Here is an 18,129-nt window from a genome sequence, read left to right on the forward strand (position 1 = left end):
CGCCCTGTTTTCGTTTCTTTCGTATTTTGAATTTGCACTTCCGCTTTTCCCTTTTCCCTTGGATCAAGGAATTCGACGAATGGTGCAAAGCCGCAAATTCCGCGACCTTTATCGTTTGTTCAGCGTCCGACGGATTCAGAATCCGTCTGCGGATGCAGATGACTCTGGGGAACGATCCGCTGCAGGTATCGCTGTTCCTGCAGACGGGATTTGAGATAAGCCATACCGCCGTAAAAGCCGAGAACCGCCAGAATGAGTTTGATCGCGATTTTGGCGATCATGGTGGAGAACATGGCTTCCGGACAGATGACAATCATGAAATCTGTCGCCGGATTGAGCAGCCAGTCCATGTTTCCCGCAAAGAAGAGGGTATGAAACCAGGTCCATAAGCCGGTGAAGTCGATGAAATACCAGAAGGCAAAAAGATCAGTACGACCAGCAGACAGGCGCCGGCCTGTCTGATCCCCGTCATCAGAATTCCGAGACAGCGGGTTCCGTTGGATCCGAATTTCCAGAACAGCCAGCCTGCGCTGATCAGACAGACGAACCAGGAAACAATCATGACCAGTCTGGCGTTTTGCCACAGCTGCCGGACATCAACCATGTGCTTTTTCTCTTTGGCATTGAAGGTATCGCGCACTTCGTTTTCCAGAATACCTTGCCGTCGAGATTGTCGCGTTTGCCCTCGACGTAATCCGTCATCATGAAAATGGAATTCTGAAGATCTTCATCGGACACCGAAACGGTCTGTGCCAGATTCAGCTTGTCATACAGACGTATGTAAAAGCCGTGATCAAAAACGACCGCCGCGACGCTCGAAAGCAGGGCGGCGATCAGAAAGGAAAAGCCAAAAGAACAGGTAAAACCTTGCGCGTCATTCGACGGTAACCAGATATACGCTGGAGACCCGGTCGGTCTTGCGCAAAATGTCCACGAGATCTTCGATGCTCTGTTCGAGCTCGGTAATATCGAGAGTCAGCGTCACGTTGGAAACGTGATTGATCGGGACGGTCTGGTTGATGGCGATGACGTTGAGCTGGGCAATACGGGTCAGGATGATGGAAAGCACGCCTTTTTCATCCTGAACGACGAGTGAAAGAATCGCCCGGCGGCTTGCGTCCTTGGGCTCAAACTGAAAAATGGAATTCTTATATTTATAGTACGTTCCCGGGAAATGCCGACTTCGCGTACCGCTTCGCAGATCCGGCGGACTTTGCCGGAATTGAGCAGATTCTGCGCTTCGACGACTTTTTCAATGACATCGGGAAGAATCGAAGAATTGACCAGATAGTATTTATCCATGAATGACCTCCGCTCCATGTTCTGAAACTTCAGACAGACGTACATCCAGTTCGGGATGTGCGTTTTTAATTTCCTCTTTCAGCGCCTGAAGAGTGTCCTTGTTCTGACTTACAAAAAGCATGGTAGATCCGGATCCGGAAATCCAGAACGGTACGGAATTTCGTGCCGCAATTTCCTGCATCGCCGGATAGTGAGCAATCAGCTTTGAGCGGCTTGGCTCATGAAGCAGATCATGACACGCTTCAAACAGCAGCGTTTCGTCTTTATGCGTCCAGGCGTATTCAAAGAGCATGGCCCGGCCGGCCTGCATGGCTGCATTGTGAAGAGGAATTTCTTCTGGCAGCGCCTTGCGCGCCATCGGGGTGGACACTTCATACGGCGGAATGACCACAAGGGCTTTCCAGCCGTTGGCCCCAGATTGACGCCGATCAGCGAGCGGGTACCTTCCACCGTAACGGAAAGCGCGCCGTTCAGAGCCGGGGCAACGTTGTCGGGATGGCCTTCAATTTCCACCGCGCACGCCAGCAGCTGATCGTGATCCATCTCCAGTTCGGCGATCGCGTTGGCGCCAAGAATGCCGGCGACGACGCACTGACTCGACGAGCCTAGGCCTCTGGCAAACGGAATATCGGACTGAATGTCGATGTGTACGTTTGGAACCGGCTTGCCGCACTTATGGCAGGCGAACACAAAGGATGTCCAAACCAGATTGTCGGCAGTGGCGTATTCCCTGGGACAGCCGCTGATGAGCAGCTCATCGCTTTTTCAAACGTAATGGAAGAGTACCAGTTCAGCGCAAGTCCGAGAGTATCAAAGCCCACGGAGCAGTTGGCGCTGGTCGCCGGTACTTTCACCGTAATCATGCAAAAATCTCCTTCGAAGCGTCGAGCACATTTTCTTTCATCGCTTCAGGATCAATTACCGCATCGTGCAGAATTTCGAGACGTTCGAGAACGGCTAAAGGATGCGGAATGGCGTCGGCATTGATCTTTTCCAGATCGCGCATCGCCTGCCATGGATTGTCTTCTTTCTGTCCAAGGGAATCGAGAACGTCCTGAGTAAATTTGTACGGACTCGCCGTGGACAGCGCGATGACCGGCGTTTCGGATTTTTCGCAAGCGCATACGCGGCCGCCGAATGCGGATCGAGCACGTAGCCGGTTTTGTCAAAGACGTCCTTAATGGTGGCTTTGAGCTGCGCGTCGTCATACCAGCCGCCTTCAAAAAGACGGGAGATTTCCGCAAAGGTGTCTTCATCCAGCGTATAGCTTCCCTTTTCGGCCAGATCCTTCATCCAGCCGGCAACTTTTTCGGTGTCTTTATTCGATGCGTAGTAGAGCAGACGCTCGAGGTTGGACGAGATCAGGATATCCATGCTTGGCGAAATCGTCTGAATGAACGGACGGTTGCGATTATAGGTTCCGCAGGCAAGGAATTCGGTAAGAACGTTGTTGGCGTTGCTGGCGACGTAGAACTTTTCGACCGGCAGACCGAGCTGCATGGCGTAGTAGCCGGCGAGCACGTCGCCGAAGTTTCCGGTCGGTACCGAGAAGGATACTTTGTCGCCCGTCTGAATGACGCCCTTGTTTACGAGCTGGCGATAGGCATCGAAGTAGTACACGATCTGCGGAATGAGACGTCCGATATTAATGGAGTTCGCCGAAGAAAGAACGATATCGTCCTGGGCGAGTTTTTCCTTCAGATCTTCATCGAGGAACAGCTTCTTGACCATGCTCTGCGCATCGTCAAAGTTGCCTTCGACCGCAAACACTTTCACGTTGCCGCCCGACTGGGTAGCCATCTGCTTGTACTGCACGGCGGAAACTTTGTTATGGGGATAGAAGACGCAGATGCCGGTATTGTCCACGTCCTCAAAGCCGGACATGGCCGCCTTCCCGGTATCGCCGCTGGTCGCGGTGAGGATCAGCGCTTTCTTGCCGGTATCTTTCAGAGCTTTGGATAAGAACCACGGCAGAATGGTCAGCGCGACATCCTTGAACGCGCTGGTCGGTCCGCGGAACAGCTCGAGAATGTAAATGCCGTCAACGTCTTTTACCGGCGTAATTTCATCGCTTTCAAAACTGCCGGTGTAGGCATTTTCAATGCAGTCATCGAGTTCTTCGCTGGTATAGCCCGAAAGCAGCGCCGTGAACACTTCCTTGGCGATGCCTTTGTAATCGAGCTGAATCAGCTTGTTCAGATTCAGCTTTTCCTGGCCGAGTCCGGGCCAGACAAACAGTCCGCCATCGGGACTGATTCCCTGCAGCACCGCCTCCTTGGCGCTGATCGGATCCGCGTTTTTACGGGTTGACTGATAATAAGGTTTCATAAATTTTCGGCTCCTTGAAATCGCATATGCCCTATGATACAATGTGCAAGTTTTTAAGACAAGTGTATATTAGACAAGAACAAAAGGAGTACAAAGCAATGAAAACGATGAATTGTGTCCTTCTTGGCTACGGTACAGTGGGACAGAACGTAGAGCGTTTATGCCGCGGCATTGACGGTCTGGAAATGAAAGGCGTATTTGTCCGCCCGGCCAAAGCGCGCGAACCGTACTTTTCCGCAGATGGAAAAGCGCTCGTTTCGCGGCAGGACGTTCAGATCGTATTTGAATGCCTCAACGGACTGGAACCGGCCAATACCCTTATCCGTATCGCCCTGGAACATGGAAAGAATGTGATTTCTTCCAACAAGGCGGTTTTAAGCACATATCTGCCTGAGTATATCAAACTGGCTGACAAATATGGCGGATCGATTCAGATTGAGGCCAGTGTAGCGGGTGGAATCCCTTTAATTGACGGAATTCTCAAACTTTCTGCCGCTGAAGAGCTCAAGGGATTTGAAGGCATTCTCAACGGAACCTGCAACTATATTCTCAGTTCCATGGAAGAAAACGGCACGTCCTTTACCGATGCGCTGCGCAGCGCACAGGAGCTCGGCTTTGCAGAAGTGGACCCCACCAACGATGTGGAAGGAAGAGATGTCTGGTACAAAACGCTGCTCGTCTCCTCTTTATATACAAAATCGCCTGTGACCACTCTCCCCGATCCGATCGGCATCTCCAGTATCGGCATAGACGAGATCGCGCTGGCGAAAAAACATCATAAAAAATCCGCCATCTTGCAATTCTGAAAAATGAAAGCGGATCCTTTTCGGCTCTGATCGCACCCGTTTTCCTGAATGCGAGCGATTATCTGTCTTCTGTTGGTCAGAATTACAACGCGCAAAAAATCGAAGCTTCTTCTTTTGGAAGTTTAGGCTATTATGGCCCCGGAGCCGGCGGCAGTCCGACCGCGCAGGCTATGATCGCCGACGCGATCAACCTGCTGAACGGTACCGTTCGCAGAATTTCGCTCGATCAGCACGCCACATTCTGCAAGGATGGTATCCGCGAAGACTGGATTGTACGCACGTGCAAAAATCTCGATTCTGTAAAGAACGCAGATTCCACCTATTTTGAAGAAGACAGTCTCTGGCTGATTAAAGATCGCGATCTTTCTCTTGTCGAAGAGATCCAGGCGATCGATCCATCGGCCATGCTCGCAGTATGGAGGAAATAAATGGCTTTAAAAGTGACGAAATTCGGCGGCAGCTCCGTTTCCCAGGCCAGCCAGTTTCGAAAAGTAAAAGAAATCGTGGAGGCCGATCCGGATCGCCGTTATGTCGTCGTCTCCGCACCAGGCAAGCGCTGCAGCAATGATTCCAAGATTACCGATCTGCTCTACCTGCTCGACGCGCATCGTCAGTATCATGTCGATGCCAGCAACGTCTACAAGCTGATCCGCGACCGCTTCGTGGAAATCCGCGACACCCTCGGCCTCAAGCAGCCGATCGAAAAAGAGCTGGACACGATGTACGCCAGCCTTTCTTCCATGAGTGAAATGGAAATCGTATCGCGCGGCGAATACTTCTGCGCCAAGCTCATGGCCGAATACCTCGGCTTCCCGTTTGTGGATGCGGCCGATGTCATCCGGATCAACCACGACAAGTCCATCGACTGGGAAGCGACGCGTGCCCGTCTGAAAGCCATCATGAATGAACACGAACATTTCGTATTCCCCGGCTTTTACGGCACAGCCGCCAACGGCAAGATCATGGTCTTCTCGCGCGGCGGCGGCGATGTGACCGGTGCCATTCTGGCCAACATCATGGAAGCAGATATCTACGAAAACTGGACCGATGTTTCCGGATTCCTGATGGCCGATCCGCGCATCGTTCGCAATCCGCAGCCTATCACCCACATTACCTACTCCGAACTGCGCGAGCTTTCCTACATGGGCGCGTCCGTGCTTCACGAAGACGCCGTCTTCCCCGCGCAGGAAAACAACATTCCGATTCATATTCTCAACACCAACCGCCCGCAGGATGCCGGCACGATCATTCAGGAAACGTCCCTCGTGCCGCGCAAGTACCCGATTACCGGTCTGGCCGGCAAGCCGGGCTTCCTGTCCATCTATATTTATAAGAAGCACATGTCCAACGAAGTCGGCTACATGCGCAAAGTGCTCAGCGTTCTGGAACGCTACAACGTTTCGATCGAGCACATTCCAAGCGGCATCGACTCCTTTACCGTTCTGGTCAACGGAGCTGAAGTTGAAGACAGCCTTTACGAGATTCTCCACGAAATCAAGCGTCAGGTTGCACCGGATGAAATCAAGGTGCAGGACCATATCGCGCTCGTCTCCACCGTCGGCAAAAGCATGTCCCATCAGCCGGGCAACGCCGGCCGTCTGTTCGAAGCCTTAGGCCGCGAACACATCAACATTGTCATGATCGCGCAGGACTCCAACGAAATTAACATTACCGTCGGCGTCAGCGAAAAAGACCTTTCCCGCACGATCGAAGTCATTTACAACGAATTTGTCGTTGACTGAACCGCTCTACATTTGAATCAGGAAGAAGGAATACGATTATGAAAACCATCGCCATTGCCGGTGCAACCGGCGCTGTAAACGCGCAGATGCTCGAATGTCTGCACGAACAGGGCATTGAAGCCAATATCAGACTTCTCGCCTCGGCTCGATCCGCCGGAAAACAGATCGAAGACTGGACCGTTGAAGAACTGACCGAAGATTCGTTCAAAGGCGTCGACTATGTCCTGGGTGCCTGCGAAAACGATGTCACCAAAAAATGGATGCCGTGGGCCCAGAAAGCCGGCTGCGTTGTCGTCGACAACTCCTCCGCTTTCCGTCTCGATGAAAATGTTCCTCTGGTCGTTCCGGAAATCAATGCCGAAGATATCCGCAAGCATCAGGGCATCATTTCCAACCCGAACTGCTCCACGATTATCGCATTAATGGCCATGCACGATCTGCACGAGCTCTACAACATTCAGGATGTCATCTGCACTACATTTCAGGCTGTAAGCGGCGCCGGTGTCAAAGGTCTGCGCGATCTGGAAAACCAGCTCAAGGATCCCGAAGCGACACCGGAAGCGTTCGCTCATCCGATCGCCTTTAACGTCATCCCGCAGATCGGCGGCTTTGATGAAAACGGCATTACGAGCGAAGAATGGAAAATGCAGAATGAAGGCCGCAAAATTCTTCACGCGCCAGAGCTGAACGTCAACTGCACGTGCGTACGCGTACCCGTATGGCGTTCCCATTCCGAATCCATCACAATCCGTACTGAAAAACCGGTCGACCTCGATGCCTTAAAAGAACGTCTGTCGCATTCCGAAGGCGTAAAGCTGCAGGACGATCCGGAAAACAACGTCTACCCGATGCCGATCGACACATCCAATCAGGATCTCGTCTACGTCGGCCGTCTGCGCTACGATCCAGCTGATCCGACCCACAGAACCGTTTCGCTCTTCTGTGCGGGCGACCAGATCCGCAAAGGCGCTGCCTCCAACGCCGTTCAGATTCTCAAGAAACTGATGGAAATGGACGAACAGGCTTAACTTTAAACACTTTACGGCGGTATCCCTGCGCGGGATGCCGCCGTTTTATCTCTTTGACCGTCTGGCCGAATACAGCCCAGACCAGAAAAATCCGCAGATCCAGGCGACCGCCGGTCCTTTTCTCCGGCCGTTTGCCTGTGTCTGCCGATTTTGAAATTCAAAAAACGAGTGCGCTGTTCACGCAGTCCTTTTTCCCCTTGGTGTTGAACCAGTTTTATTTCGTCCCGTACCAGCTGATGCCTTCTGCGACCCATCCAAGACGGCCGAGCGCCTGATTTTCTTGACTGGACTTTGTGAAATTGTGCGCACCGGCTTTCGCGTTCGGATTGTACTGCCGATAAATCGGGACGCCTTTGGCGGGATCGGAATACCAGCCGATCTTTTCGTAAATCCAGCCGGCTCGCACCAGACCGTCTTTTTCCGCTTCACTGAGCGTGTAATGATGATCGCCCGCGTTCGGATTGTACAGACGATAGACAGGCAGCTCGGACTGCACAGGGGCCGTCCACCCTTCTCCTTCATACGTCCATCCCATCTGCACTAAGGCGTCGCGCTCCACCGCGCTTTCCGTATAAAAGTGTTCGCCAGAATTCGGGTTGTACAGGCGCTGCAGATTCACCCGCTCCGCGCTCGCTCTGGAGTAGCCGGTCCATTGCGCTTCCAGACGAAGCGGTTCTTCGCTGTCGTCACCAAGCGTATGGATCACGGCGCCATCCGGGATTTGTACCGGAGAATAGCCGGCACCGCGCGCATTTGGAATGGTGTCGAAATAGCGCAGATCTCCCCGAAGGGTGCCGTCACTGGAACAGAGAATCTGTCCGTTGGGACGGTAAACGAGCCAGCCGTTAAACGCCATCGCGTCATGGATAAAGGTACAGGCGGGAATTTGCGTACCGCCCTCGCCTAGCGAAACCAAAATCGGCTCCATGGTTCCCTGTCCGATGCCCGGATCGAACGAGAGCGTCCGTGTTTTTCCTTCCAGACAGCACGCAGTTCGATGTCATCGCCGCTCTGGGCTAAAGGCTGCCCGAAATCGGAGGGCGTCAGACTTTCCCACGAAGCGACGACAGCCAGTTTCCAGCCTTCCTGCTGCGCCTGCACAGGATCTGCAAAATAGGCCCGGGTTCCATTTTTCTCGTACAGACTTTCGCTGCTGGTGAGCCTGGATACCGTCCATCCTGCGAACTGATAGCCAGGGCGCCAAAGCGCACCGTCTCCGAGCGTATAGGGCGTATCGATCGGAACGATTTTCGCATTCGGACTTCCCTGTCCGCCGTTGGCATTGTAATGAAGGACATACGCCTTCGGTGTCCAGTAATGCAGAACTTCGGAGGCGCGGACCGTACGGGAATGGTCAATCCGGCACAAGGCTCCATAGTTGGCTTCGAGAATCGACAGCTGATCGCCGTTTACGTTCCAGACAAAGGCGGTATGCCCGCTCATACGGATCACATCGCCTGCCCGAATGCCTTCGTTTCCAACCACATACCGGGTACCGATCCGCGAGCTGCGCAAATAGCCATGGCACTTGTAATAACAGAGGTAGGCAAAGCCGGCGCACTGCACGCCCTGATCGAAGCTGTTGCATTTGACGCTTCCGCTGCGCGAACCATGATCCGAACACGGAACGTCCGTCGTACTGGTCAGGAATAGGCCGAATCCGGACTGAAATGGTTCCAGCAGCGCCCCTGCGGCAAATCCCGCCGCAGCTGATTCACACGCTCTTCGAACGTCCCTTCATACGGCTGTACGTCTTTTTCCCGGCTGGAAAATTCAAATTTTCGATCTTCTTCCCCTAAAAGACTCGCATCGATATTGTAAACGGGTTCGGGATACGCATACGTCAGTCCTGAATCGTCTTCTTTGGCCTGAATCTGCATTCGATGACTCTGGAGCGCGGGAGAAATTTCCAGACTGAGCGCCATCGAAACACTCATCAGAACGAGGGCCAGTCGCTTGAGAATCGGATACTTCATACATCTTTCTCCTGTCAAAAAGACAGGTCAGATTATGGATTGGAAATAAATCATCTGACCTGTACAAAAATTGTTGCATTTTCGGAAAATGGCGCGGCGAACCGTTCTTCGCGTCCATTTTCGGGAAAATCTGCCCGGATTTTCCTTTTCTGGCTGGGAATTATGGCATTACTTTTAATTCGTTGCGGACATCTCTAAACCTGATTTTATGAGCAATTCGGACATTTCTTAACTAAGATTCTCTATTATTCCACCCGATTTGTTAAATTGGTTGATCTTTTAAAAATTTAGTATACACATTGTCACTATCGTAATTCATTTGTGCCTTCATAATTATTTTTAACTTTATTATCAGACCCGCTTTTTCACCCTCTGAGAGGACCAAAGAAAACGTTCCGGGTTTCTGTACCGTTATACGGTTCAGAATCCGAAACGTGTATTCCGGCTCGTCCTTCCTTTTCAAACCGGTTTCTGATTTTAAACTCGACCAAAGAAAAGCAGCCCTTCCGAAAAACGGTCAGGACTGCCTTGTGGATGTATTTCAAACGACAGGCCGTCTGCGGTCTGGAACAGATCGTGCTATTTCAGGATACGGAATTCACCGAAGGAAGAATCGACATGATAGTCCGGTTCTTCGGTTTTTGGATCTACCCAGGAAATCCATTCCATGACGGTATCGTCGCCTTCTTTTTCCGGAGACGAGAATTCGGCACGGTATACGCCTGTGCGCATCGTTCCATCTTCCTTAAGAAGGTTCAGATCTTTCAGCGTGCTCAGCGGCACTTTGCCTTCGACAACGTAGCCATCGTCGGTCTGTACGCCAGCGGTTTCAAGACCTTCAAGATTCCAGGTTCCGTCAAAGTGGCGATAGTACTCGATGGAATAGTCATGAACGCGTCCCTTCGGGTCGATTTCTACACCGTAGTAGAGCGGCATGCCTTTGGGTGTCGGCAGGTCTACCGGTCCCTGCGCGAGAAAGATTTCTACGCGGTCTTCCGCATCGACTGTACTTTCATCGTCTTTCCAGTCTTCTTCCACGAGGACTTCCGGATCGGTAACTTCAAACATGAAGTACAGATCGGTTCCGTCGTTGTACGCTTCGAATACCGTTACCGGCGCTTCTTTATCTGCCCATGGATAGAAGAAGGATCCGGAGATATTCTGTACGCTCGACCAGACGTCTTCGTCGATCTTGCCGTCGATCGTCGCTGCTTCGTCTCGTTTTACGACATCATAGTGCGGCGTGGTGGCCTGGTTTGGAATGGCAGCGGAAACGGCCGCTTTTCCTTTCCTTCCGAAGCTGAAGCGTCGGTCGGCGTTTTGGCCGCCGGCGTTGTAGAGCAGCCGGCAAGAAGCAGCAGCGCGCCGGCGCCCAGAGTAAGTTTTCGCAGAGTGTTCATTTTCTTTTTCCTCCTGCTTTTCTTACCCCTAGTATAGGTGCGCCTCTTCAACACCTGTAAGCGTTTTCTGACTATTCCATTTTAGTGACCAAAGAAGCCACTGAAAATCCAAGGCATCGCCAAAAATCGCCATATAAATCGCCATATATAGACATTTTAAAAACCTATGTTAAGACATTATCATCCAATTTGTTTGATTCTTTTGCCTTATGATTTTTTCAAAAGGTATACATTAAAAATTCAGCACATCGCTTTTTTCTGGCTTAGCGGCGCCCTGCCGGAGCGCGCCGGTCGAATCGTTTACACAGCCCGCGAAGCGGCAGAAACAGAAAAACGTCACGACCATATTGGCCACGCCATGGACCAGATCAAAGGAAGACCCGCCACCCACCACGAAAAGGCAGCGGATACGCCATTGAACAGTCAAAAATCAGCGCAAACCAGAACCCGAAGGAAAAGCCAAAAACGCCAGCCAGCAGACTCCAGAACCAGATCGATCGGATGCGACGGCAGGCATAGGCCACGTCAAAGAGAAGCGGCCAGACCAGGACATAGCCCATATTCCAGACGCCGGCTCCCCAGACGAGCAGTTCGCAGACGATATAGACACAGATCGCCAGAAAGCCTTTCTTTCCCAGACAGCAGCCGGCCACCAGAACGAGCAGCGTAACCGGTTCAATATTGGGCAGGGACGCCATCGCCATTTTCAGAGCGAACATCAGAGCGCCGTAAAGCGCGCCAAAGCAGGCATCGTAAAGCAGGGTGCGGGACTTACTGCTCATAGGACCATGTGTAGACGGCATCGTTTTCCGGCTGAATCGAACTTACGCCCGTCTGGGCGTCTTCGCCGTTGATCTGCAGTTTCCACCAGGCACCCTTTTCGGCCTTTTCCCCATCGACTTCGGTCACAAAAAGGCCGTACTGACTTTGTTCGCCCGCAATCCATCCCTGCTCGAGAAGCGCGTCGGCCAGATTGGAGGCATTCGTAGTGAGCTGAATCTGCTTGCCTGTCCCATCCTGATGCATCACATGCATGGTAAAAGTAACCGTCTCATTGACCGGGGCATTACTTGAAAGGGAGGTACTCGAACTTTCCTGCAGGGACGATGAACGAACCGCATACGAATCCGCAGCGGATTCTGCATGCGAACAGGCGCCCATAAGCAGCGAAGCACAAAGAAGAACACCCGCACCGTATGTGCGAAGGACAGATTTTTTCATAACGAAGATTCCTTTCCAAAGACACGGCTTTCCAGAACAAATTCACTCTCTTCTGCAGACATCGTCTGCAGATTTTCGTACGCCGTCGGCTTCTACAAGAGTTAGCCTGTTTAAACCATGCTCATTATAATGGAATTCATGAAATGGACGGAAAATTTGAAGCAGACGGCCCTGCGCTATTGTCACGTACCCAAAGCGGCCGTTTCGCGCTATGAACCGCTGCTAGAAGAGCTGCGGCATCCGCTGCAGGAAAATACGCATTTTCGCTTTATCTTTCGCGTTTTTGATCTCGAACGCAATGGAGATTCGATCTCTGTAGATCAGGGGCGAATCGTCCTGAGCGGCCGTATGGCTCAGAGTCTGCTTGCACACTGCGAGAAAGTTCTGATTCTCGGGGCAACGCTTTCTGGCGATTTTGACCGGCAGCTTTCTCAATTTGAAGTACAGAACAGTGCGAAAGCTCTGGTTTTGACGCACTTGGAAGCGCTTTGATCGACGAAGAACTCGACGCCTGCACAAAAGAGCTGCAGCAGAAGCTTCCTGGCTGGTATTTCAGCGATCGCTTTTCGTGCGGATACGGCGATCTGCCGCTTTCTTTACAAAGCGATCTGGCTGAACTCTTAAAGCTTGCACAGACGATTGGCGTACACGTTCTGCCTTCCCGCATGATGGTTCCGACCAAATCCGTTACCGCATTCATCGGGCTGAGCCGCACGCCCCTTCCTGCAAAAATCCGCGGCTGCGCGTACTGCCCGCTTCGCCCAGACTGCAAATATCTTAAAGGAGGACTTCGCTGCTATGAAAACTGAAACGACATCTCCCGATTACCAAAATACAGACACTTCCAATCGCTTTCTGACTCTGTTTGAACCGGACCGACTGATCGTATTGGACGGTGCCATGGGAACAATGATCCAGAAAGCCGGGCTGCCTTTGCTTCGTCATCCCGAGCGAAACAACGTTCTGTTCCCCGAAGTGATTGAAGGCATTCACCGCCAGTATATCGAAGCCGGCGCGAATGTGATTTACGCCAATACGTTTGGCGCTTCTCCGGATCGATTCCAGGACGAACCGGAATCGTATGAAGTCATCATTCAGCAGTCCGTGGCGCTCGCCCGAAATGCCGCTGCAGGAACCTCCTCCAAAGTCGCGCTCGATCTTGGTCCGCTTGGCATTTTGATGGAACCGATGGGCAGCGTCACCTTTGACGAAGCCTATGCGCAGTTTACGGCGATGGTCAAAGCCGGCGCAAGTGCCGGCGCGGATCTGATTGTCATTGAAACGATGAGCGATTTAGCCGAAGCCAGAGCTGCCCTGCTGGCCGCAAAAGAAAACAGTTCGCTGCCCGTTGCGGTCACGATGACGTTTGAACAGAGCGGCCGGACCTTTTCCGGCACCAGCATCGAATGTGCCGCCATTACCCTGCAGTCCCTGGGCGCGGATGCGATCGGTCTGAACTGTTCCCTCGGTCCGGATCAGCTGGTCGATCTGGTCAAGAGGCTTCATGACGTGACCAGCCTGCCCATTTTGTGCAAGCCCAATGCCGGTCTGCCCGATCCGATCAGCGGACACTACCATCTTTCGGACGAAGACTTTGTTCGCTTTGTCCGAAAAATCGTCGAAGCCGGTGCGGTAGCCATCGGCGGCTGCTGTGGGACGACCCCAGCACCATTTCCCGGCTTTCAAAAGCCTTGAAAAACCACCCGCTGCGGCCAGCCGGAAAGCGGCTGGACGCCATCTGTTCGGATCGTCTGTTCACTTTGTGTGACGGGATTCAGGTCGTTGGCGAGCGCATTAACCCGACGGGGAAAAAGCGCATGCAGAAGGCGCTGAGCGAGGAAGATTTTGATTTCATCGCCCGCCTCGCCATTGAACAGAAAGAAGCCGGCGCAAACATTCTGGATGTGAATGTCGGCGCGCCGGATGTGGACGAAGTTCGCCTGATGCCGCTGGTCATTCGTACGATTCAAAGCGTCTGCGATCTGCCCCTGCTTCTGGACTCTTCCAATCCGAAAGCGCTTGAAGCCGGACTGCGCCAGGCGTCGGGCCGATGCGCCGTCAATTCGGTAAACGGTTCGCAAAAAGCATGGATTCCATTTTCCCGCTCGCCCAGAAATACGGCACGCCAGTCGTTGCCCTCTGTCTGGATGATGCCGGAATTCCCGACAGTACAAAAGGCCGTCTGGAAATTGCCCGTCGCCTGGAACAGGAAGCCGCCAAATACGGCATTGCCCACGGCGATCTGTGGTTTGACGCGCTGACGCTGACCGTCAGCGCTCAGCAGGATCAGGCACAATGCAGTCTGGAAACAATCGAAAAACTGAACAAAGAACCCGATACGCGAACGATCCTTGGTGTTTCCAACATTTCCTTCGGTCTTCCCTGCCGGCCGATTCTGACCCAGGCATTTTTGAGCGCCGCGCTGCAGTGCGGTCTGAACTTTGCGATCATCAACCCGTCTCTGGAACCGCTGATGGATACGATTGCGGCGTTCAAAGTCCTTCGCCAGATCGATGACGGCTGCCGCGGCTACATCGAACGATTTGCGCAAAGGCAGTTTCTCGAAACGCAGAAACCGGCAGCGACATCCGCTGCGGCGTCGATTCAAACTTCGAGCCCAGTAAATCCGTCGGCCGAATCCGCTTTGACAAGCGGCGCGAATGCTGCACCGCTGTCTGGCGGCTGTGATTCCCGCGCCCGTCTGATGGATGCCATTTATAAAGGTCTTTCCGGCGAGGCAGCCGAGGCCGCTAAAGACCTTCTGCGCGAAGGCGAAGACGAAATCGAACTCACGTCTGAACTGCTCATTCCGTGTCTCGATCGCGTCGGTACGGATTATGAAAAAGGCGTTCTGTATCTGCCTTCCCTGCTCCAGTCAGCCAGCGCGGCGCAGGCGGTTTTTGAAGTGATCGCCCAGTCGCTCGAAGCGTCCGGCAAAAACCGGGAATCGCGCGGTGAAATCGTTCTGGCTACCGTGCAGGGCGATATCCATGACATTGGAAAGAACATCGTCAAGACGCTGCTGGAAAACTATGGCTTTACCGTCATCGATCTGGGCCGCGATGTCTCCCCGCAAGCCGTATTGGATGCGGTCGTTTCACGAAACATTCGTCTGGTCGGTCTTTCCGCTTTGATGACGACTACGCTCAAAGCGATGGAAGAGACCATCGCCCTTCTTCACACGCTCGACAATCCGCCCAGAATCATGGTCGGCGGCGCGGTTCTGACCGAAGAAGCCGCGAAAAACATAAAGGCCGACTGGTACGCGCCCGATGCGAGAGCTTCGGTTCAGATTGCGGAAACCTTTTTGAAAAGGAAAATCGAGAATCCGACAAAAGGAGACATCCGCACATGACTGATCCCCAGCCTTCAAAATTCGCGAAAGACGTTGTCTATCCCGTGCTGTTTGACGGCGCCTACGGGACGTACTATGCTGCGAAAACGCACAATCCCACCGATCAGGTCGATCAGGCACTTCTGGGCGATCCTGCCTGCATCGAAGCCATTCACCTTGAATACCTGCAGGGTGGCGCCAGCGCGATCAAGACGTGTACCTTTTCCGTTCCTGGCCTGTATACCCAAAATCCCGATCTGACGGCGCATCTGATTCATCAGGCTGTACAGACCGCAAACGCGGCGATCGAAAAATCCGGACGCAGCGATGTTTTGCTGTTCGCGGATCTTGGTCCGGTTTCGAAACAGGAAAATCCTCGTCTGGTGTTTGAACCGCTTGCCCGTCTCTTTCTGGACGAGGGGTAACGAACTTTCTGCTGGAAACCCAGCCGGATTTTCGCGAGATGGAAGACATTTCGCAAGCGATTCGCGATCTCTGTCCGGCTTCACGCATTGCGATCAGTTTTGCGGCTGGTCCGGACGGACTCAGTCCGAACGGCTGTTCCGCAAGGATGCTTCTGGAAAAAGCCGATCAGGCACCCGCCATCGACTGGATTGGTCTGAACTGTCTTTGCGGACCGTCTCACATGCTTCGGCTGCTGCAGGATCTGCCGGACTATTCCAAGCCGATGCTCGTCATGCCCAATGCCGGCTATCCGTTTGTGACCAGCCGACGCACCATTTACAGCGGAACGCCGGACTATTTTGCCCGGACCATGCAGGCGATGCAGGAAGAAGGAGCTCGGATTCTTGGCGGATGCTGCGGAACGACCCCAGACCACATTGCGGCACTCAAAGCCGTGCTCGATGCGGACTGCGCCCTCCAGAAAACGGATTCTGCGGCCAAATCGCCGGAAGATTCGAGAGGATCGGTGCAGCGCCGCCGGCATCCCGACCGGCTGGATCTCAATTTGCGAAACGGACGCAAATCGATTCTGGTCGAACTCGATCCGCCCACCAACGATCATATCGTCCCGTTTTTAGAAGATACGGTTCGCCTGAAACAGGCGGGCATCGACATGCTTACGATCGCGGACAATCCGATTGGACGGCCGCGTGCGGACTCCTCCCTGCTCGCCTGCAAAATTCATCGCGAAACCGAACTGGACGTTCTTCCCCATATGACGTGCCGGGATCGCAACCTCAACGCCATCAAAGCTCTGCTTCTGGGGCTTTCGATGGAAGACGTGCATCAGGTGCTTCTCGTCACTGGCGATCCGCTGCCCAGAGAAAGCCGGGATGAAGTCAAAGCGGTGTTCTCGTTCAATTCCCGTACGCTCGCTTCGTATGTCCAGACACTCGAAGACGAAGGGCTCTGCCAGCCGTTTCATAAACTGGCCGCGCTCGATCTGAACGCCCGAAATTTTGACGTCCAGCTCGGCATCGCCAAAGAAAAGGAAGCTGACGGCATTGAAGGCTTTCTGACACAGCCCATCTTTTCCCGTCGGGCCATTGAAAATCTTCAAACCGCCCGCGCACAGCTTCATGGCACGATTTACGCCGGGCTGATGCCGATCGTCAGCCATCGCAATGCCCTCTTTTGAAAAACGAAATTACCGGCATGGATATTCCCGATGAGCTGGCCGCTTTATATGAAAATAAGGACCGGGAGGAATGCGAAGCCATTTCTCTGCGCGTCTGCCAGGATTTAGCCCGACAGGCGGCCAAATTCTGCGACGGGTTTTATCTGATGACGCCCTTTCGACGCGTCTCGCTGATCCTCTCGCTCATTGAAGCGCTCGAACCGCTGCTTACAGAATAAACAGCAGGAAAGCCCTCAGGCGTATGTTGGAGAACCGACAGAACGCCTGCAGAACTTTCCTGCTGTTTTTGGATTGCGCCAGATTCCTGATTCTTGCGTTTTTCTTCTTTTTCCTGCTCGCTGCTAAAGTTTTTGCGGCTTCTCTGGAACAAGAGCCCTTTTTGCTCCTTTTCGAAGCCGTCCGATATCTTTTTTGTCCTTTTTTCAAAGAAATAATCGAAAAAGAAAAATATCCAAATTTATGCAAGGATTCTCTCATCTTAATCGTGTTTGAAGTAAAGGAGGTTCTCTTGTATGAAACCTGTTCAATCTGTTCTCACACTCTGTCTGCTTTCCCTTGTGCCCATCGGCTGCGCTTCGCCGTCTTCTCCGTCTTCAGCCGCAAAGAGCGACGGCTCGTCCATGAGCGCTTCGCAAAGCCAGACGACAGCCAAAAAGGAAAGCACGAAAAAGATGCAAAGAAAAACTCGAAGAACGACGCTTCCGATCAAAAGAAAAACGACAGCGCGTCTTCAGCTCCTTCCGTACAGGAAGCGAGCAAACAGCCCGCTGCGGATCCGGTCGCTGACTACGACGTCGACACCGTTCTGGCTCAGGGCGCTTCGCTGATCGGTCAGCGCATCTCGGTCATCGGCAATCTGCCGCAGGCGGCGATGCCGGATGGAAACGGCGGCTACGCCACATACATCCTGTCCGATAACGGCAGCGCTCTGCGATTTACGGGCTGCGTGAACTTCGGTTCCTGCAAAGCACGACTTACCGGAACGCTGCAGGCACTCAACGGCGAGTACGTCCTCAATGCCGATTCGGCCGAACAGCTTTCGGCTTCCGGCGTGAATGCGCTCCCGTATTCGGCACCCGTAGAAGAAAATACGAATACGGTATATGATGTCGAGACGGTTCTCGCCAACGCGCCTTCGCTGCTCGATCAGTACATCGAAGTGAGCGGCAATCTTGGCCAGAACGCCCCGCGTGACGAGCAGGGACGTCCGATTCTCTGGCTGACCTCCAATTCCAGAAGCCAGCTCCGTTTTGACGGAAACATCCCCATCGGCGGCTGCCCCGCCATTCTTGGCGGAACACTGACCCAGGACGACCGCGGGTATGTTCTGCAGCTCGAAAGCTATCAGACCATCTAGAATTCTCTGGCCGCCCATTTTAGACAGGAGTA

27 protein-coding genes and 3 pseudogenes are annotated in these 18,129 nt (G+C 53.1%); 13 read left to right on the top strand and 17 right to left on the bottom strand.

The window, feature by feature from the left end; translation table 11 throughout:
• Window positions 1–119: 119 nt before the first annotated feature.
• From KWG61_RS12560 to thrC, 10 genes and pseudogenes are all read right to left on the bottom strand, one after another.
• On the bottom strand, window positions 120–404 hold the full coding sequence (locus tag KWG61_RS12560) for a DUF1461 domain-containing protein (protein ID WP_367614385.1): 285 nt from the start codon (window positions 402–404) through the stop codon (window positions 120–122).
• Window positions 314–640 (bottom strand): DUF1461 domain-containing protein, encoded by a 327-nt coding sequence (locus KWG61_RS12565; RefSeq protein ID WP_242744067.1) that lies wholly within the window; start codon window positions 638–640, stop codon window positions 314–316. The genes KWG61_RS12560 and KWG61_RS12565 overlap by 91 nt, the downstream gene beginning before the upstream one ends.
• Window positions 559–969 carry a DUF1461 domain-containing protein gene (locus KWG61_RS17760; RefSeq protein ID WP_367614386.1) on the bottom strand — a complete coding sequence of 137 codons (411 nt, stop codon included), beginning with the start codon at window positions 967–969 and terminating at the stop codon, window positions 559–561. Before KWG61_RS17760 ends, KWG61_RS12565 begins: the two co-directional genes overlap by 82 nt.
• A complete protein-coding gene (locus KWG61_RS12570; RefSeq protein WP_242744070.1) occupies window positions 875–1,069 on the bottom strand; it encodes a hypothetical protein in 195 nt (64 codons plus the stop codon). The genes KWG61_RS17760 and KWG61_RS12570 overlap by 95 nt, the downstream gene beginning before the upstream one ends.
• Entirely contained in the window at window positions 1,051–1,302 is a 252-nt protein-coding gene (locus tag KWG61_RS12575) for a hypothetical protein (protein ID WP_242744073.1), read from the bottom strand. Before KWG61_RS12575 ends, KWG61_RS12570 begins: the two co-directional genes overlap by 19 nt.
• Window positions 1,295–1,693 (bottom strand): hypothetical protein, encoded by a 399-nt coding sequence (locus KWG61_RS12580; protein ID WP_242744074.1) that lies wholly within the window; start codon window positions 1,691–1,693, stop codon window positions 1,295–1,297. Before KWG61_RS12580 ends, KWG61_RS12575 begins: the two co-directional genes overlap by 8 nt.
• A 134-nt stretch (window positions 1,694–1,827) precedes the next feature.
• Window positions 1,828–1,947, bottom strand: a pseudogene (locus tag KWG61_RS17765) (homoserine kinase); the annotation flags it as partial.
• Window positions 1,908–2,165: a hypothetical protein gene (locus KWG61_RS12585; RefSeq protein WP_242744077.1), complete on the bottom strand. Its 258-nt coding sequence runs from the start codon at window positions 2,163–2,165 to the stop codon at window positions 1,908–1,910. The gene KWG61_RS12585 and the pseudogene KWG61_RS17765, both read right to left, overlap by 40 nt.
• Window positions 2,162–2,308, bottom strand: coding sequence for a hypothetical protein (locus KWG61_RS17770; protein WP_367614212.1), 147 nt, complete (start codon window positions 2,306–2,308; stop codon window positions 2,162–2,164). The genes KWG61_RS12585 and KWG61_RS17770 overlap by 4 nt, the downstream gene beginning before the upstream one ends.
• Window positions 2,260–3,630: a threonine synthase gene (gene thrC, locus KWG61_RS12590; RefSeq protein ID WP_367614213.1), complete on the bottom strand. Its 1,371-nt coding sequence runs from the start codon at window positions 3,628–3,630 to the stop codon at window positions 2,260–2,262. Before thrC ends, KWG61_RS17770 begins: the two co-directional genes overlap by 49 nt.
• A 107-nt stretch (window positions 3,631–3,737) precedes the next feature.
• Here thrC and KWG61_RS12595 point away from each other — a divergent pair.
• The 4 genes and pseudogenes from KWG61_RS12595 to KWG61_RS12610 form a co-directional block, all read left to right on the top strand.
• Window positions 3,738–4,564 (top strand): annotated as a pseudogene (locus KWG61_RS12595) (homoserine dehydrogenase); the annotation flags it as partial.
• 42 nt (window positions 4,565–4,606) lie between these two features.
• Window positions 4,607–4,864: a hypothetical protein gene (locus tag KWG61_RS12600; protein WP_242744080.1), complete on the top strand. Its 258-nt coding sequence runs from the start codon at window positions 4,607–4,609 to the stop codon at window positions 4,862–4,864.
• Complete coding sequence (locus tag KWG61_RS12605) at window positions 4,865–6,178, top strand: aspartate kinase (RefSeq protein ID WP_230266721.1); 1,314 nt, start codon at window positions 4,865–4,867, stop codon at window positions 6,176–6,178.
• A 38-nt stretch (window positions 6,179–6,216) separates the two neighbouring features.
• Window positions 6,217–7,206, top strand: coding sequence for an aspartate-semialdehyde dehydrogenase (locus KWG61_RS12610; RefSeq protein ID WP_242744082.1), 990 nt, complete (start codon window positions 6,217–6,219; stop codon window positions 7,204–7,206).
• Window positions 7,207–7,420: 214 nt separating this feature from the next.
• On the opposite strand, the gene KWG61_RS12615 is transcribed toward KWG61_RS12610, so the two are convergent.
• The 7 genes from KWG61_RS12615 to KWG61_RS12645 form a co-directional block, all read right to left on the bottom strand.
• A complete protein-coding gene (locus KWG61_RS12615) occupies window positions 7,421–8,134 on the bottom strand; it encodes a hypothetical protein (RefSeq protein WP_242744085.1) in 714 nt (237 codons plus the stop codon).
• The gene (locus KWG61_RS12620; protein ID WP_242744087.1) at window positions 8,110–8,772 is read right to left on the bottom strand and encodes a CHAP domain-containing protein; all 663 of its coding nucleotides are present in this window, start codon (window positions 8,770–8,772) and stop codon (window positions 8,110–8,112) included. Before KWG61_RS12620 ends, KWG61_RS12615 begins: the two co-directional genes overlap by 25 nt.
• Window positions 8,773–8,849: 77 nt before the next feature.
• A complete protein-coding gene (locus KWG61_RS12625; RefSeq protein WP_242744089.1) occupies window positions 8,850–9,182 on the bottom strand; it encodes a hypothetical protein in 333 nt (110 codons plus the stop codon).
• A gap of 579 nt (window positions 9,183–9,761) precedes the next feature.
• Window positions 9,762–10,445 carry a sugar-binding protein gene (locus tag KWG61_RS12630; RefSeq protein WP_367614387.1) on the bottom strand — a complete coding sequence of 228 codons (684 nt, stop codon included), beginning with the start codon at window positions 10,443–10,445 and terminating at the stop codon, window positions 9,762–9,764.
• Entirely contained in the window at window positions 10,406–10,582 is a 177-nt protein-coding gene (locus KWG61_RS12635) for a hypothetical protein (protein WP_242744090.1), read from the bottom strand. The genes KWG61_RS12630 and KWG61_RS12635 overlap by 40 nt, the downstream gene beginning before the upstream one ends.
• A gap of 368 nt (window positions 10,583–10,950) precedes the next feature.
• On the bottom strand, window positions 10,951–11,364 hold the full coding sequence (locus tag KWG61_RS12640; protein WP_242744093.1) for a hypothetical protein: 414 nt from the start codon (window positions 11,362–11,364) through the stop codon (window positions 10,951–10,953).
• Complete coding sequence (locus tag KWG61_RS12645) at window positions 11,354–11,803, bottom strand: DUF4430 domain-containing protein (RefSeq protein ID WP_230266726.1); 450 nt, start codon at window positions 11,801–11,803, stop codon at window positions 11,354–11,356. The genes KWG61_RS12640 and KWG61_RS12645 overlap by 11 nt, the downstream gene beginning before the upstream one ends.
• 138 nt (window positions 11,804–11,941) lie before the next feature.
• Between KWG61_RS12645 and KWG61_RS12650 the strand changes: the two genes are divergently transcribed.
• The 9 genes and pseudogenes from KWG61_RS12650 to KWG61_RS12690 all read left to right on the top strand — a co-directional run bounded on the left by KWG61_RS12650 (window position 11,942) and on the right by KWG61_RS12690 (window position 18,097).
• Window positions 11,942–12,295 (top strand): hypothetical protein, encoded by a 354-nt coding sequence (locus KWG61_RS12650; RefSeq protein WP_242744095.1) that lies wholly within the window; start codon window positions 11,942–11,944, stop codon window positions 12,293–12,295.
• Window positions 12,292–12,612 carry a vitamin B12 dependent-methionine synthase activation domain-containing protein gene (locus KWG61_RS12655; RefSeq protein WP_242744096.1) on the top strand — a complete coding sequence of 107 codons (321 nt, stop codon included), beginning with the start codon at window positions 12,292–12,294 and terminating at the stop codon, window positions 12,610–12,612. Before KWG61_RS12650 ends, KWG61_RS12655 begins: the two co-directional genes overlap by 4 nt.
• Entirely contained in the window at window positions 12,602–13,498 is an 897-nt protein-coding gene (locus KWG61_RS12660; protein WP_242744097.1) for a homocysteine S-methyltransferase family protein, read from the top strand. Before KWG61_RS12655 ends, KWG61_RS12660 begins: the two co-directional genes overlap by 11 nt.
• A 122-nt stretch (window positions 13,499–13,620) precedes the next feature.
• Window positions 13,621–14,198: pseudogene (locus KWG61_RS12665) on the top strand (dihydropteroate synthase); the annotation flags it as partial.
• Window positions 14,199–14,507: 309 nt separating this feature from the next.
• Complete coding sequence (locus KWG61_RS12670; protein WP_242745706.1) at window positions 14,508–15,158, top strand: cobalamin-dependent protein; 651 nt, start codon at window positions 14,508–14,510, stop codon at window positions 15,156–15,158.
• The gene (locus tag KWG61_RS16500; RefSeq protein WP_256460694.1) at window positions 15,155–15,562 is read left to right on the top strand and encodes a homocysteine S-methyltransferase family protein; all 408 of its coding nucleotides are present in this window, start codon (window positions 15,155–15,157) and stop codon (window positions 15,560–15,562) included. Before KWG61_RS12670 ends, KWG61_RS16500 begins: the two co-directional genes overlap by 4 nt.
• 38 nt (window positions 15,563–15,600) lie before the next feature.
• A complete protein-coding gene (locus KWG61_RS12680) occupies window positions 15,601–16,740 on the top strand; it encodes a homocysteine S-methyltransferase family protein (RefSeq protein WP_256460695.1) in 1,140 nt (379 codons plus the stop codon).
• Window positions 16,737–16,958: a hypothetical protein gene (locus KWG61_RS12685; protein WP_242744099.1), complete on the top strand. Its 222-nt coding sequence runs from the start codon at window positions 16,737–16,739 to the stop codon at window positions 16,956–16,958. The genes KWG61_RS12680 and KWG61_RS12685 overlap by 4 nt, the downstream gene beginning before the upstream one ends.
• A 290-nt stretch (window positions 16,959–17,248) precedes the next feature.
• Window positions 17,249–18,097 carry a hypothetical protein gene (locus KWG61_RS12690; RefSeq protein ID WP_242744100.1) on the top strand — a complete coding sequence of 283 codons (849 nt, stop codon included), beginning with the start codon at window positions 17,249–17,251 and terminating at the stop codon, window positions 18,095–18,097.
• Window positions 18,098–18,129 lie beyond the last annotated feature (32 nt).

This window comes from Allobaculum sp. Allo2 (assembly GCF_022701175.1).
GTDB lineage: Bacteria > Bacillota_I > Bacilli_A > Erysipelotrichales > Erysipelotrichaceae > Allobaculum > Allobaculum fili.

Bases quoted from the DNA above. Each gene is read 5' to 3' on its own strand.
- KWG61_RS12575 (WP_242744073.1), bottom strand. From the start codon at position 1,302: ATGGATAAATACTATCTGGTCAATTCTTCGATTCTTCCCGATGTCATT.
- KWG61_RS12585 (WP_242744077.1), bottom strand. From the start codon at position 2,165: ATGATTACGGTGAAAGTACCGGCGACCAGCGCCAACTGCTCCGTGGGC.
- KWG61_RS17770 (WP_367614212.1), bottom strand. From the start codon at position 2,308: ATGCGCGATCTGGAAAAGATCAATGCCGACGCCATTCCGCATCCTTTA.
- thrC (WP_367614213.1), bottom strand. From the start codon at position 3,630: ATGAAACCTTATTATCAGTCAACCCGTAAAAACGCGGATCCGATCAGC.
- KWG61_RS12600 (WP_242744080.1), top strand. From the start codon at position 4,607: ATGATCGCCGACGCGATCAACCTGCTGAACGGTACCGTTCGCAGAATT.
- KWG61_RS12605 (WP_230266721.1), top strand. From the start codon at position 4,865: ATGGCTTTAAAAGTGACGAAATTCGGCGGCAGCTCCGTTTCCCAGGCC.
- KWG61_RS12610 (WP_242744082.1), top strand. From the start codon at position 6,217: ATGAAAACCATCGCCATTGCCGGTGCAACCGGCGCTGTAAACGCGCAG.
- KWG61_RS12615 (WP_242744085.1), bottom strand. From the start codon at position 8,134: ATGGAGCCGATTTTGGTTTCGCTAGGCGAGGGCGGTACGCAAATTCCC.
- KWG61_RS12625 (WP_242744089.1), bottom strand. From the start codon at position 9,182: ATGAAGTATCCGATTCTCAAGCGACTGGCCCTCGTTCTGATGAGTGTT.
- KWG61_RS12635 (WP_242744090.1), bottom strand. From the start codon at position 10,582: ATGAACACTCTGCGAAAACTTACTCTGGGCGCCGGCGCGCTGCTGCTT.
- KWG61_RS12640 (WP_242744093.1), bottom strand. From the start codon at position 11,364: ATGAGCAGTAAGTCCCGCACCCTGCTTTACGATGCCTGCTTTGGCGCG.
- KWG61_RS12645 (WP_230266726.1), bottom strand. From the start codon at position 11,803: ATGAAAAAATCTGTCCTTCGCACATACGGTGCGGGTGTTCTTCTTTGT.
- KWG61_RS12650 (WP_242744095.1), top strand. From the start codon at position 11,942: ATGAAATGGACGGAAAATTTGAAGCAGACGGCCCTGCGCTATTGTCAC.
- KWG61_RS12660 (WP_242744097.1), top strand. From the start codon at position 12,602: ATGAAAACTGAAACGACATCTCCCGATTACCAAAATACAGACACTTCC.
- KWG61_RS12670 (WP_242745706.1), top strand. From the start codon at position 14,508: ATGGATGCCATTTATAAAGGTCTTTCCGGCGAGGCAGCCGAGGCCGCT.
- KWG61_RS16500 (WP_256460694.1), top strand. From the start codon at position 15,155: ATGACTGATCCCCAGCCTTCAAAATTCGCGAAAGACGTTGTCTATCCC.
- KWG61_RS12680 (WP_256460695.1), top strand. From the start codon at position 15,601: ATGGAAGACATTTCGCAAGCGATTCGCGATCTCTGTCCGGCTTCACGC.